This is a genomic window from Streptomyces anatolicus (genome assembly GCF_019400875.1).
GTDB classification, from domain to species: domain Bacteria; phylum Actinomycetota; class Actinomycetes; order Streptomycetales; family Streptomycetaceae; genus Streptomyces; species Streptomyces anatolicus.
Window position 1 is genome coordinate 1 of the sequence record NZ_WMBF01000142.1, and the last position, 14,137, is coordinate 14,137.

At 70.0% G+C, this 14,137-nt stretch carries 11 protein-coding genes and 1 pseudogene; 11 read left to right on the plus strand and 1 reads right to left on the minus strand.

All coding sequences use genetic code 11. From position 1 onward, the window contains the following. Positions 1-52 precede the first annotated feature (52 nt). Positions 53-1,069: a rod shape-determining protein gene (locus GKQ77_RS15225; RefSeq protein WP_219689306.1), complete on the minus strand. Its 1,017-nt coding sequence runs from the start codon at positions 1,067-1,069 to the stop codon at positions 53-55. A gap of 167 nt (positions 1,070-1,236) precedes the next feature. Between GKQ77_RS15225 and folC the strand changes: the two genes are divergently transcribed. From folC to GKQ77_RS15280, 11 genes and pseudogenes are all read left to right on the plus strand, one after another. Continuing rightward, a complete protein-coding gene (folC, locus tag GKQ77_RS15230; RefSeq protein ID WP_219689307.1) occupies positions 1,237-2,760 on the plus strand; it encodes a bifunctional tetrahydrofolate synthase/dihydrofolate synthase in 1,524 nt (507 codons plus the stop codon). A gap of 5 nt (positions 2,761-2,765) precedes the next feature. Continuing rightward, a complete protein-coding gene (locus tag GKQ77_RS15235) occupies positions 2,766-3,119 on the plus strand; it encodes a DUF4233 domain-containing protein (protein ID WP_219689308.1) in 354 nt (117 codons plus the stop codon). 130 nt (positions 3,120-3,249) lie between these two features. Continuing rightward, positions 3,250-3,663, plus strand: coding sequence for a nucleoside-diphosphate kinase (ndk, locus tag GKQ77_RS15240; RefSeq protein WP_030783313.1), 414 nt, complete (start codon positions 3,250-3,252; stop codon positions 3,661-3,663). A gap of 298 nt (positions 3,664-3,961) precedes the next feature. Further along, positions 3,962-4,981, plus strand: a complete 1,020-nt coding sequence (locus GKQ77_RS15245) for a rod shape-determining protein (protein WP_030362602.1) — start codon at positions 3,962-3,964, stop codon at positions 4,979-4,981. Positions 4,982-5,143: 162 nt separating this feature from the next. Then, complete coding sequence (mreC, locus tag GKQ77_RS15250) at positions 5,144-6,097, plus strand: rod shape-determining protein MreC (protein WP_125512761.1); 954 nt, start codon at positions 5,144-5,146, stop codon at positions 6,095-6,097. Positions 6,098-6,109: 12 nt separating this feature from the next. After that, on the plus strand, positions 6,110-6,781 hold the full coding sequence (mreD, locus tag GKQ77_RS15255) for a rod shape-determining protein MreD (protein ID WP_219689309.1): 672 nt from the start codon (positions 6,110-6,112) through the stop codon (positions 6,779-6,781). Further along, positions 6,778-9,048 carry a penicillin-binding protein 2 gene (gene mrdA / locus GKQ77_RS15260; RefSeq protein WP_219689310.1) on the plus strand — a complete coding sequence of 757 codons (2,271 nt, stop codon included), beginning with the start codon at positions 6,778-6,780 and terminating at the stop codon, positions 9,046-9,048. Before mreD ends, mrdA begins: the two co-directional genes overlap by 4 nt. Further along, positions 9,048-10,247: a rod shape-determining protein RodA gene (rodA, locus tag GKQ77_RS15265; RefSeq protein WP_219689311.1), complete on the plus strand. Its 1,200-nt coding sequence runs from the start codon at positions 9,048-9,050 to the stop codon at positions 10,245-10,247. The genes mrdA and rodA overlap by 1 nt, the downstream gene beginning before the upstream one ends. Before the next feature lie 48 nt (positions 10,248-10,295). Further along, the gene (locus GKQ77_RS15270; protein WP_219689312.1) at positions 10,296-11,933 is read left to right on the plus strand and encodes a CYTH and CHAD domain-containing protein; all 1,638 of its coding nucleotides are present in this window, start codon (positions 10,296-10,298) and stop codon (positions 11,931-11,933) included. Between the two features lie 50 nt (positions 11,934-11,983). Next, entirely contained in the window at positions 11,984-13,909 is a 1,926-nt protein-coding gene (locus tag GKQ77_RS15275; RefSeq protein ID WP_219689313.1) for a TIGR03960 family B12-binding radical SAM protein, read from the plus strand. Between the two features lie 6 nt (positions 13,910-13,915). Beyond that, positions 13,916-14,137 (plus strand): annotated as a pseudogene (locus tag GKQ77_RS15280) (GNAT family N-acetyltransferase); the annotation flags it as partial.

Here is a 14,137-nt window from a genome sequence, read left to right on the forward strand (position 1 = left end):
ACCCCGAACTCACCCGTCCCGAAGAGACAGCGACCCACCCGGGCGTCACCCCCTACGCCGCCGACATCACCCTCTCCAAGCCGTCGAAGTCCTCCACGCACTTGCCGCAGCCCAGCGCCACGCTGTCCAGGGGGTCATCGGCGGCGAAGACGGGGATGCCCGTGGCGGAGGCGATGCGGAGGTCGAGGCCGGGGAGCAGGGCGCCGCCGCCCGTCAGGACGATGCCGTGCTCCATGATGTCGCCGGAGAGTTCCGGCGGGCACTCCTCAAGCGTCGTCTTGACCGCCGCGATGATCTGCTCGACGGGCTCGTCGAGAGCGCCCCGCACCTCCGGCACCGTCAGATCCACCGTCTTCGGCAGCCCGCCCACCTTCTCGCGGCCCCGCACGGTGAACGTCCGGTCCTCGAACTCCTCGCGCCCCGGCACGGGCCACGCGGAGCCGATCGCGACCTTGATGTCCTCGGCGGTGCGCTCGCCCACCAGGAGCGAGTGCCGCTTGCGGACGAAGTCGGTGATCGCCGTGTCCAGGCGGTCGCCGCCCACCCGCAGCGACTGCGCCGTGACGATCCCGCCCAGCGAGATGACGGCGACCTCGGACGTGCCGCCGCCGATGTCGACGACCATCGAGCCGCGCGGCTCGCCGACCGGCAGGCCCGCCCCGATCGCGGCGGCCATCGGCTCCTCGATGAGGTGGACGGCCCGCGCCCCGGCCTGCTGCGAGGCGTGCACGATGGCCCGCCGCTCGACAGGGGTGACCCCGCTCGGCACGCAGACGACCATGCGGATGCGGGGCCGCCGCCCCGGCACGGCCTTGCGCACGAAGTGCCGGATCATCTCCTCGGCCGCCTCGTAGTCGCTGATCACGCCGTCCCGCAACGGACGGATCGCGGTGATGGACCCGGGCGTACGCCCGATCGTCTCCTTGGCCTCCGTGCCCACGGCGAGCACCTTGCCCCTGCCGCCCCTGTCCGCCCGCACGGCGACCACGGACGGTTCGTTGAGCACGATCCCCTTGCCGCGCACGTAGAGGAGGGTGTTCGCAGTGCCGAGGTCGATACCTATGTCCATGATCGCCAAGTTTGCCGGGCGGCCCCGGAAAGCGGAGGGACTTTGGTCCCGAATCGGACGGGCCGAAGGTCCCGAGGGGGTGGTGCGCGGGAGGCGCGAGGCCCGCGTGGGGTCCGACCGACAGGTCCGGACGCCGAGTGTCGGTGCCGCTCCGTAGACTGACGTACGTGAGTGACCTCCCCCCGCACGACGAGCACGCCGACCGCCCCGCCGACGACGACGCCTTCGACGAGATCGTCGGCGCCGAGACCGACCGCGACCCCGACCTCGCCGTGATCGAGGCGGGCAGCCGCACCCTGCGCGCCCAGGCGGGCCCGCCGCAGGGCGACATCCCCGCCCGGCCCACCGACCCGGAGGTGGACAAGGCGCTGCGCGAGGTCGAGACGGAGCTGGCGGGCCGCTGGGGCGAGACGAAGCTGGAGCCCTCGGTCAGCCGGATCGCCGCGCTGATGGACGTCCTGGGCGAGCCCCAGCGCGCGTACCCCTCGATCCACATCACGGGGACGAACGGCAAGACGTCCACGGCCCGCATGATCGAGGCCCTGCTCTCCGCCTTCGAGCTGCGCACCGGGCGGTATACGTCGCCGCACGTCCAGTCGATCACCGAGCGGATCAGCATGGACGGCGCCCCCATCGAGGCCGAGCGCTTCGTGGAGACCTACAACGACATCAAGCCGTACGTGGAGATGGTCGACGCCCGCCAGGAGTACCGGCTCTCCTTCTTCGAGGTCCTCACCGGCATGGCGTACGCGGCCTTCGCGGACGCCCCCGTGGACGTGGCCGTCGTCGAGGTCGGCATGGGCGGCAGCTGGGACGCGACGAACGTGATCGACGGCTCGGTCGCCGTCATCACCCCCATCGACCTGGACCACACGGACCGCCTGGGCTCCACGCCCGGCGAGATCGCCAAGGAGAAGTCCGGCATTATCAAGCCGGACGCGACGGTGATCATGGCCCAGCAGCCGGTCGACGCGGCGCAGGTGCTCCTGAAGAAGGCCGTCGAGGTCGACGCGACGGTCGCCCGCGAGGGCCTGGAGTTCGGCGTCGTCGCCCGCCAGGTCGCGGTCGGCGGCCAGCTGCTCACGCTGCGCGGCCTCGGCGGGGAGTACGAGGAGGTCTTCCTCCCGCTGCACGGCGAGCACCAGGCGCACAACGCCTCGGTGGCGCTCGCCGCGGTCGAGGCGTTCTTCGGCATCGGCTCGGAGCACGCGCGCCCGCTGGACATCGACACGATCCGCAAGGCCTTCGCCTCGGTCGCCTCGCCGGGCCGCCTCGAAGTCGTGCGCCGCTCGCCCACCGTCGTCCTGGACGCCGCGCACAACCCCGCGGGCGCCCGCGCCGCCGCCGCCGCGATCAGCGAGGCCTTCGACTTCAGCAACCTCATCGGGGTCGTCGGCGCGAGTGACGGCAAGGACATGCGGGGGCTGCTCGAAGCCTTCGAACCGATCTTCGCCGAGGTCGTCATCACGCAGAACACCAGCCACCGCGCGATGAGCGCGGACGATCTCGCCGCGATCGCCGTCGAGGTCTTCGGCGACGACCGCGTCCAGGTCGAGCCGCGCCTGCCGGACGCGCTGGAGGCCGCGATCACCCTCGCCGAGGAAGAGGGCGAGTTCGCCGGTGGCGGCGTCCTGGTCACCGGTTCCGTCATCACGGTCGGCGAGGCCCGGCTGCTCCTGGGGAGGGGCTGACTCCTATGCGTACGCTCTGCGCTTCGACGCTGATCGGCGAGTTCTTCGTCATCGGCTTCGCCGGTCTGGTCGCCATGAAGGACCCCGACCTGTCCATGGGCACGGTCTGGACGGTCAGCGGCGTCGCGATGCTGCTGTGCGTGCTGCTCTGCGGGGTGATCACGCGGCCCGGCGGGGTGCAGCTGGGCTGGGCTCTTCAGATCGCGCTGATCGCGAGTGGTTTCGTGGTGCCGGTCATGTTCTTCATGGGTGCGGTCTTTGCCGCCCTGTGGTGGGCGTCCGTCCACTTCGGGCGGAAGGTCGACGAGGCAAAGGCTAGGTTCGCCGCGCAGGCTGGCCCCGAGGCCGACGCCGCTTAATCCGTGGCCCGCGCTGGGGCGCTGTGCCCACCCGTTCCGCCCTGCGGAACGACTGCCCACAGCCGGTGGGTAATGTGCGGCTCATCCCACCTCGATCCGTAGTGATCACGGAAACCTTTTGGAGCCGCACATGAGCCAGCGCACCCTTGTCCTGTTGAAGCCCGACGCCGTCCGTCGTGGGCTGATCGGGGAGATCATCGGGCGGATCGAGCGCAAGGCGGGCTGGACGATCTCCGCGCTGGAGCTGCGGTCGCTGGACCAGGAGACCCTGGAGCAGCACTACGGCGAGCACAAGGGCAAGCCGTTCTACGAGCCGCTGATGGGCTTCATGGCCTCCGGCCCCGTCGTCGCCCTCGTCGTCGAGGGTGAGCGCGTCATCGAGGGCGTGCGCGCGCTCGCGGGCCCGACCGACCCGATCGCCGCCGCGCCCGGCTCCATCCGCGGCGACTTCGGCGTGATCGTCCGGGAGAACCTGATCCACGCCTCGGACTCCGAGGAGTCCGCCGAGCGCGAGCTGAAGATCTTCTTCCCGGGTCTGGCGTAACGCCACTCGCGCGACGCGCTGACGACACGTCAGTGGGATGCCGCCCCGGACGGCCGGTCGAATCCGGCCGTCCATTGGTATATGCGCCCCAATTGGGGGAACGCGTGCCCCCGATGGCACGTCTCCAAGAGCGGGGCGGCACATCATCTGCTGACAATGGCGAAGACCCTCGCGCCGTCTTCGCGCGGCCGAGACTACGATGGAAGCCTCCACTGCCACTCAGCACCCACCTCGCCTACCTAAAAAGCCATCACAAGCTCCAATAGGGAAGGCCAGACGCATCCTCATGGGGAACAACATGTCGTTCATCGGCCGTGACATGGCTGTCGACCTCGGGACCGCCAACACGCTGGTGTACGTCAGGGGTCGGGGGATCGTACTCAACGAGCCGTCCGTCGTCGCGATCAACACCAACACCGGTGGCATCCTCGCGGTCGGCGCCGAGGCGAAGAAGATGATCGGGCGCACGCCCGGCAACATCGTCGCGGTGCGCCCGCTGAAGGACGGAGTCATCGCCGACTTCGAGATCACCGAGCGCATGCTCCGCTACTTCATCCTGAAGATCCACAAGCGGCGCTATCTCGCCCGCCCCCGTGTGGTCGTCTGTGTGCCCTCCGGCATCACCGGAGTGGAGCGCCGCGCCGTCATCGAGGCCTCCTCGCAGGCCGGCGCGCGCCAGGTGCACATCATCGAGGAGCCCATGGCCGCCGCCATCGGCTCCGGCCTGCCCGTCCACGAGGCCACGGGCAACATGGTCGTGGACATCGGCGGCGGCACCACCGAGGTCGCCGTCATCTCGCTCGGCGGAATCGTCACGGCACAGTCCATCCGCGTCGCCGGCGACGAGCTGGACAACGCGATCATCCAGCACATCAAGAAGGAGTACTCCCTCCTCCTCGGCGAGCGCACGGCCGAGCAGATCAAGATCACCATCGGTTCGGCGTACGACATGGACGCCGACGAGCACACCGAGATCCGCGGCCGCGACCTGGTCTCCGGCCTGCCCAAGACCGTGGTCATCTCCGCCGCCGAGGTCCGCAAGGCGATCGAGGAGCCGGTCAACGCGATCGTGGACGCGGTCAAGACCACCCTCGACAAGTGCCCGCCGGAGCTGTCCGGCGACGTGATGGACCGCGGCATCGTCCTGACCGGCGGCGGCGCCCTGCTGCGCGGCCTCGACGAGCGGCTGCGCCGCGAGACCGGAATGCCGATCCACATCGCCGAGGACCCGCTGGACAGCGTGGCGCTCGGCTCCGGAAAGTGCGTCGAGGAGTTCGAGGCGTTGCAGCAGGTGCTCGACGCCCAGCCACGCAGATGATCTGAACGCGAAACATCCGCCGTACGAGTGCCTGTCACTTCGTGCGGCGGATCGTTGATATAGAGGCAAGAGAAGAATTCGGGCAACGCAGAAGAATTCCCCATAACCTCGTGGAACGCGCAGATTCCACGGAATCCGATTGAGGAAGGCACGCCGCCGCACGTGAGGGACACACGAGAGAGCCGGCTGCTCCTGGTGCTGCTGATCGCCATCGCGTTCGCTTTGATCACGGTGGACATCCGCGGTGGTGAGGACTCGCCGGTCGATGGTGCCCGCCAGGCCGCCGCCACCGTCTTCGGTCCGGTCGAGGAGGGGATGTCCTCCGCCGTCGACCCGATCGGGAACGCCATCGGCGCGGTCCGTGACTCCGGCGAGCGACACGACCGCATCGCCGAACTGGAGCGGCAGAACGCCGCGTTGAAGGCGAAGCTCGGCAGCGACGACCGCAACCGCAGCCGCGTACGCCAGCTCGACGGCATGCTGAAGACGGCGGGCGCCGGACAGTACGGCATCAAGGGCGCCGAGGTCATCGGCATAGGAGCGGCCCAGGGCTTCTCCTGGACCGTCACCATCGACGCGGGCGCCAAGGACGGCATCAAGCGCGACATGACCGTCCTCAACAGCGACGGCCTCGTCGGCCGCGTCACCACGGTCGGCCCGGGCACCGCCACCGTCCTGCTCGCCAACGACCCCGACTTCACCGTCGGCACCCGCCTGGAGAAGACCGACGAACTGGGCTTCGCCACCGGCCAGGGCGACCGCCCGCTCTCCGTCCAGCTGCTCAACGGCAAGGCCAAGGTCAAGAAGGGCGACCGCCTGGTCACCTTCGGCTCGCAGAAGGACCGGCCGTTCGTGCCCGGCGTCCCGGTCGGCGAGGTCGTACGCGTCGACCCCTCCGGCGGCGACCTCACCCGCAACGTCTACGTGAAGCCGTACGTAGGGTTCACCAAGCTCGACATCGTCGGCGTCGTCGTCGAGGCGCCCCGCGAGGACCCGCGCGACACGGTTCTGCCGAAGAAGCCCGAGAAGCCCAAGCCGACCCCGACGGTGACCGTCACGGCGACCCCGTCGGGAGAGCCGCCGGTCGACGGCGCGGCCAACGGCGACGAGCAGTAGGAGACCGGACCCATGCGCTTCAACCGAATCCTGCTCTCCACCACCCTCGTCGTCGTCGCCCTGGTCATCCAGGTCAGCGTCCTGGCCAGACTCCAGCTGCCGGGCGCGGTGCCGGACCTGGTGCTGCTCACCGTCCTCGGCCTCGCCCTGGTCTACGGCCACGTCGGCGGCGCCCTCATCGGCTTCGGCGCGGGCCTCCTCTCCGACCTGGCCCCGCCCGCCGACCACGCCGCCGGGCGGTACGCGCTCGTGCTCTGCGTCGTTGGCTACCTCGCGGGCCTCGCCAAGCCCGACGGCGGCCGGCTGCGCTCCGCCACCGGCCCGCTCTTCGTGGTCGTCAGCGCCGCCCTCGGCTCGACCCTGCTCTACGCGGGCGTGGGCGCCCTCGTCGGGGACACCGCCGCACGCCATGTGGGCCTGGGCGGGCTGCTCTTCACCGCCGCCCTCTACGACCTGCTGCTCGCGCCCTTCACGGTGCCGCTGATCATCGCGCTCGCCAGACGCGCCGAGAACGACCCGCTGGGCGAGGGCTCCCCGGCCAACAAGGCCGCCGACGTCTCCTCCGGCTGGCTCGCCTCCGGCACCGGGCTGAGCATCGGCAGCCAGCGCGGCGGCCTGCGCGCCAAGGCGGCCAAGGCCCGCGTGGCACGCGCCGGACGCATCAAGGGGGTCAAGCGTCTGTGACCAACATCCCGGAGACCGGACGGACGCCACGCGTCCAGATCCGTCTCATCATCATCCAGATCCTCGTCGTCTCCCTCCTGCTCACCCTCGGCGGCCGCCTCTGGTACCTCCAGGTCCGCAATGGGGAGGAGTACGCCAAGGAGGCCTCCGGCAACCACGTCCAGCAGGTCGTCCAGCCCGCCGTACGCGGCTCGATCCTCGACGCCCGTGGCGTACCGATCGCCGACAACCACACCCGTCTCGTCGTCTCCGCGTCCCGCACGGACCTGATGAAGATGAAGGACGACGGCAAGGCGGTACTCGCCAAGCTCGCCGACGTCCTCGCCATGGACCCCAAGGACGTCGCCGACAAGGTCCGCCTCTGCGACTCCAAGACCCCCCAGCCCTGCTGGAACGGCTCGCCCTACCAGCCCATCCCGATCACGGACGAGGCCACGCCCAAGCAGGCCCTCCAGATCCGCGAGCGCTCCGAGGACTTCCCCGGCATCACCGCCGAGCCCACCGCCGTGCGCCGCTACCCCGCACCCGGCAAGTCCAACACCGCGCAGGTCCTCGGCTACCTCTCGCCCGTCACCGACGACGAGATCAACAAGGCCAAGGACACCGACTCCCCGTTCCTCCGCTCCGACCAGGTGGGCCGCTCCGGGCTCGAACGGACGTATGACAAGCAGCTGCGCGGCAAGGCGGGCGTGACCCGTTACGAGGTCGACAACCTCGGCCGCGTCATCGGCACCGCCAAGTCCGACGAGGCCGTGCCCGGCGCGAACGTCGTCACCAGCATCGACGCGCGCGTCCAGGCCGTCTCCGAGTACTGGCTGAACGACGCGATGGAGAAGGCCCGCGGCGAGTTCGACAAGAACACCGGGGAGAACTACAAGGCCGACGCGGGCGCCGTCGTCGTCATGGAGAACAAGACCGGCCGCGTCGTCTCCATGGCCTCCAACCCGTCGTACGACCCGAACGCCTGGGTCGGCGGCATCTCCGGCAAGGACTACGCCAAGCTCACCGGCAAGAAGTCCAACTACCCGCTGCTGAACCGCGCCATCCAGGGCCAGGCGGCCCCCGGCTCGATCTTCAAGGTCATCCCCACGGCCGCCGCCGTAAACGCGGGCTACGACTTCAACGGCCGCTACCCCTGCCCCAGTTCGTACTCCATCGGCGGCCAGACCTTCAAGAACTTCGAGTCCAAGGGGCACGGCTCCATCACCCTCGGCCAGGCCCTCGAAGTCTCCTGCGACACCGTCTTCTACAAGCTCTCGCACGACCAGTGGGCCAAGGACGGCGGCAACAAGCCGAAGCCCGACGCCAAGGACTGGTTCTACAAGACCGCCCACCAGTTCGGCCTCGGCAAGGAGACCGGCATCGACCTGCCGAACGAGGTCACCGGCCGCGTCCCCGACCGCCAGTGGAAGAAGGACTACTGGAAGGCGAACAAGGACGCCTGGTGCAAGCAGGGCAAGAAGGGCGGGGAGTACTCCGAGCGCATCGCGTACGAGAACTGCCTCGAAGGCATGAAGATGCGCGCCGGTGACTCCGTCAACTACTCCATCGGCCAGGGCGACACCCTCGTCACGCCCATCCAGATGGCCACGATCTACTCCGCCATCGCCAACGGCGGCACCATGTACGACCCCACCGTCGGCAAGGCGATCATCAGCGCCGACGGCAAGCGGATCCAGGAGATCAAGCCCAAGGCGCACGGCAAGCTGCCGATGGACGCGGAGCTGCGCAAGGACATAGACGGTGCCCTCGCGGACGTCGCGACGCGCGGTACGGCCGCGTGGCGGTTCGGCGGCTGGCCGCAGGACAAGATCCCGATGCACGCCAAGACGGGTACCGCCGAGGTCTACGGCAAGCAGACCACCTCGTGGTTCGCGACCTACACCAAGGACTACACGATCGTCATGACGATCTCCCAGGGCGGTACGGGCTCCGGCGCCTCGGGACCCGCCGTCCGCAAGATCTACGACGCGATCTACGGCCTCGACGACAGCGGCAACCAGGACCTGAAGAAGGCGCTGCTGCCCGAGCCGCAGAAGACCCTGCCGAAGATCGAGGCCGACGGATCCATCGACGCCCCGAAGATCAAGCCGTACAAGCCCGAGGCGGCCGAGCCGAAGGACGGCCAGCCGCAGGGGCAGCCGAACGGCCAGCCCGACGGGCAACAGCCCGACGGGCAACAGCCGGACGGCGGTCAGCAGGACGGGCAGCAGCAGGACGATCAGCAGGAGCTGGCCGGGGCCGTGGCCAACTGGAGGCGTGACTGATGACCGGCAGCAGTGGCTTCTCCGTCTCCGGATACGGCCCCGAGCGCTCGAACATGGCGCGGCTGCTCGCCCGCGACTCGATAGTGCGCCGCCTCGACTGGCCGATGCTGCTCGCGGCGATCGCGCTCTCCGGCATCGGCACCGCGCTCGTCTACTCCGCCACCCGCAACCGCACCGAGCTGGTCGGCGACGACCCGTACTCCTTCGCGCTCAAGCACGTCCTGAACACCGGCATCGGCTTCGCCCTGATGATCGGCACCGTCTGGCTCGGCCACCGCACGCTGCGCACCGCCGTGCCGATCCTCTACGGCATCTCCGTCTTCCTGGTCCTGCTCGTGCTCACCCCGCTCGGCGCGACCATCAACGGCGCGCACGCGTGGATCGTGCTCGGCGGCGGCTTCTCGCTCCAGCCCTCCGAGTTCGTGAAGATCACGATCATCCTCGGCATGGCGATGCTGCTCGCCGCCCGCGTCGACGCGGGCGACAAGGACCACCCCGACCACCGGACCGTCCTGCAGTCCCTCGGCCTCGCCGCCGTGCCGATAATGATCGTCCTGCTCATGCCCGACCTCGGCTCGGTCATGGTCATGGCGATGATCGTGCTCGGCGTGCTCCTCGCCTCCGGCGCCTCCAACCGCTGGGTCTTCGGGCTCCTCGGCGCGGGCGTCGCCGGTGGCGTCGCCATATGGCAGCTCGGCGTCCTGGACGACTACCAGATCGCCCGTTTCGCGGCCTTCGCCAACCCCGCGCTCGACCCGGCGGGCGTCGGCTACAACACCAACCAGGCCCGCATCGCCATCGGCTCCGGCGGTCTGACCGGCACCGGCCTGACCAAGGGCTCCCAGACCACCGGGCAGTTCGTCCCCGAACAGCAGACCGACTTCGTCTTCACCGTCGCGGGCGAGGAACTGGGCTTCGTCGGCGCGGGCGCGATCCTGCTCCTGCTCGGCGTCGTCCTCTGGCGCGCCTGCGCCATCGCGCGGGAGACCACGGAGCTGTACGGCACGATCGTCGCTGCCGGGATCATCGCCTGGTTCGCCTTCCAGGCCTTCGAGAACATCGGGATGACCCTCGGCATCATGCCGGTCGCGGGCCTTCCACTGCCCTTCGTCTCCTACGGAGGATCCTCGATGTTCGCGGTCTGGGTGGCCGTCGGACTGCTCCAGTCGATCAAGGTGCAGCGGCCGATGTCGGCGTAGGGGCGCCGAAGTCTGTTTGGCCGCGTGAATCGCGTCTAGATTCAATTCATGGCGGAGACGAAGCGTGAGATCGAGCGGAAGTACGACGTCGCGGCGGACGCCGAGCTGCCCGACCTGACCGGAGTGCCGGGGGTCGGGGAGGTCTCGGACAGAGGCGTCGCCGAACTGGACGCCGTCTACTGGGACACCCCCGACCAGCGCCTGGCCGCCGCCTCGATCACCCTGCGGCGCCGCACCGGCGGCGCCGACGAGGGCTGGCACCTGAAGCTGCCGGTCTCCCTCGCCGACGGCGTGCGGGACGAGATCCACGCGCCGCTCGCCGACACCGTGCCGTCCGCCCTGCTCGGCCTCGTGCGCTCCCGCGTCCGCGAGGCCGCACTCGTACCCGTCGTGCGCCTGCTGTCCACGCGGAACGTGCGCCACCTCCTCGACGCGCGGGGCGCACTGCTCGCCGAGGTCAGCGTCGACGGGGTGATCGCCGAACGGCTCACCCCGGGCGGCCGCACGGCCGAGTGGTCCGAGATCGAGGTGGAGCTGGCCGACGGCGGCGACCCCGCCTTCCTCGACAAGGTCGAGAAGAAGCTGAAGAAGGCGGGTGTACGACGCGCCACCGCCGCCTCCAAGCTGGCCAGGGCGCTGAAGGAGACCGCGCCCAAGGAGACCGCGCCCAAGGGACGCAAGGCGAAGAAGGCCGCAGCCGGCGAGGTCAAGCCTGCGGAGGGCGCGGTCAGCGCGGGCAAGCGGGCCGGCAAGAGCGAGGCCGTGGCCGAGGCGGTGCGGGAGGCCGTCGGGGACGGATCCGGCACCGCGGGGGACCACGTCGTCGCCTACCTCCGCGCCCAGCGCGACGCGATCGTCTCCCTGGACCCCGCCGTCCGCCGCGAACTGCCCGACTCCGTCCACCAGATGCGGGTCGCCACGCGCCGGATGCGCAGCGCCTTCAAGTCGTACCGCAAGATCCTCGACCGCACGGCCACCGACCCCGTGGGCGACGAGCTGAAATGGCTCGCGGGCGAGCTGGGCGTCGACCGCGACCAGGAAGTCCTCGCCGAGCGGCTGGTCACCCGCGTCGAGGCGCTGCCGGGAACCCTGCTCCTCGGCCCCGTGCGCGGGCGGCTGCGCATGTGGTCCGTCGCCCGCCGCGCCGACTCACGGTCCAGGACGGCCGCCGTCCTCGAAAGCGAGCGCTACCTCGCGCTCCTGGACGCCCTCGACGCCCTGCTCGCCGAGCCCCCGCTGCGCCCCGCCGCCTCCGCGCCGCCCGGCAAGGTGCTGCCCAAGGCACTCCTGAAGGACTACGCCCGCCTCGCGACCCGCGTCGAACACGCCCTCGCACTGGAACCCGGCGGGGAGCGCGACCGGGCGATGCACGAGGCGCGCAAGGCCGCCAAGCGTGCCCGGTACGCGGGCGAGGCCGCCGTCCCCGCGCTCGGCAAGCCCGCCCAGAAGTTCGCGAAGCGGATGAAGGCCGTCCAGAGCGTGCTCGGCGACCACCAGGACAGCGTGGTCGCCCGCGACGCCCTGCGCGCCCTGGCCGTCCAGGCCCACATGGCGGGCGAGAACGCCTTCGCCTGGGGCCTTCTCTACGGCCAGGAGGAAGCGAGCGCGGCCGACGGCGAGCGGGCGCTGCCGGGGGTGTGGGCCGAGGCGTCCCGGCGGAAAGTGCGGGCGGCGCTCGGCGCCTGAACCCCGGGGTACGCTTGATGGTCACCCCTGCCGGCTCATGAAGGTTCGCGATGTCTGCCGAATCGGTCTTCCCACAGCTCGAAGCTCTGCTCCCGCATGTGCAGAAGCCCATCCAGTACGTCGGCGGTGAGCTGAACTCCACCGTCAAGCCGTGGGACAGCTGCGACGTCCGCTGGGCGCTCATGTACCCCGACGCCTACGAGGTCGGGCTGCCCAACCAGGGCGTCATGATCCTCTACGAGGTCCTGAACGAACGCCCCGGCGTCCTCGCCGAGCGCACGTACAGCGTGTGGCCGGACCTGGAGGCGCTGATGCGCGAGCACCAGGTCCCGCAGTTCACGGTGGACGCCCACCGCCCGGTGAAGGCCTTCGACGTCTTCGGGCTCAGCTTCTCCACCGAGCTGGGCTACACGAACATGCTGACCGCCCTCGACCTCGCGGGCATCCCGCTGGAGTCCAAGGACCGCACCGTCGAGGACCCGATCGTCCTCGCCGGCGGGCACGCCGCCTTCAATCCCGAGCCGATCGCCGACTTCATCGACGCGGCGGTCATCGGCGACGGCGAGCAGGCCGTGCTCGACATGACGGAGATCATCCGCGCCTGGAAGGCGGAGGGCCGCCCCGGTGGCCGCGAGGAGGTCCTGCTCCGCCTCGCCAAGACCGGCTCGGTCTACATCCCGGCCTTCTACGACGTGGAGTACCTCCCGGACGGCCGCATCGGCCGCGTCGTGCCGAACCGCTCGGGCGTGCCGTGGCGCGTCTCCAAGCACACGGTCATGGACCTCGACGAGTGGCCCTACCCCAAGCAGCCCCTCGTCCCGCTCGCCGAGACCGTCCACGAGCGGATGTCCGTCGAGATCTTCCGCGGCTGCACCCGCGGCTGCCGTTTCTGCCAGGCCGGCATGATCACGCGCCCCGTGCGGGAGCGAAGCATCACCGGCATCGGCGACATGGTCGAGAAGGGTCTCAAGGCGACCGGCTTCGAAGAGGTCGGCCTGCTCTCGCTCTCCTCCGCGGACCACACCGAGATCGCCGAGGTCGCCAAGGGCCTCGCCGACCGGTACGAGGAGGACAAGATCGGTCTGTCCCTCCCCTCGACCCGCGTCGACGCCTTCAACGTGGACCTCGCCAACGAGCTGACGAGGAACGGCCGCAGGTCGGGCCTGACCTTCGCCCCCGAGGGCGGCTCGGAGCGCATGCGCAAGGTCATCAACAAGATGGTGTCCGAGGAAGACCTCATCCGCACCGTCTCGACGGCGTACGGCAACGGCTGGCGCCAGGTGAAGCTGTACTTCATGTGCGGCCTGCCCACCGAGACCGACGACGACGTCCTGCAGATCGCCGACATGGCGACGAAGGTCATCCAGAAGGGCCGCGAGGTCTCCGGTTCGAACGACATCCGCTGCACGGTGTCGATCGGCGGCTTCGTGCCCAAGCCGCACACCCCCTTCCAGTGGGCCCCGCAGCTCTCCGCCGAGGAGACCGACGCCCGCCTGGAGAAGCTCCGCGACAAGATCCGCGGCGACAAGAAGTACGGCCGCTCGATCGGCTTCCGCTACCACGACGGCAAGCCCGGCATCGTCGAGGGCCTGCTCTCGCGCGGCGACCGCCGCATCGGCGCCGTGATCCGCGCGGTCTACGAGGAGGGCGGCCGCTTCGACGGCTGGCGCGAGTACTTCAGTTACGAGCGCTGGATGCGCTGCGCCGAGAAGACGCTGCCCGAGATGGGCGTCGACGTCGACTGGTACACCACGCGCGAGCGTACGTACGAAGAAGTGCTGCCCTGGGACCACCTGGACTCCGGTCTCGACAAGGACTGGCTCTGGGAGGACTGGCAGGACTCGCTCGACGAGACCGAGGTCGAGGACTGCCGCTGGACGCCGTGCTTCGACTGCGGCGTGTGCCCCGCCATGCAGACGGAGATTCAGATCGGCCCGACCGGCAAGAAGCTCCTGCCGCTCACGGTCGTCAAGTAGTCGTACGTGCCTCAGCTCGCCCCGCCCACCGCCCTGGTGCACCGCTCCTACATCGCCGCGATGGAGGAGTTCAGGGCGGAGGGGCGGGGCGGGCAGGACGACGACACCACGCTCGGCCGCACCCTGCGGGACTACGGCGAGAAGTGGCACGACCCCGTCGTCTTCGAGCGGTACGTCGCCGAGGTCGACGCCGCCGCCTACCCCGCCGCCCCGCACTCCGTCCCCGTC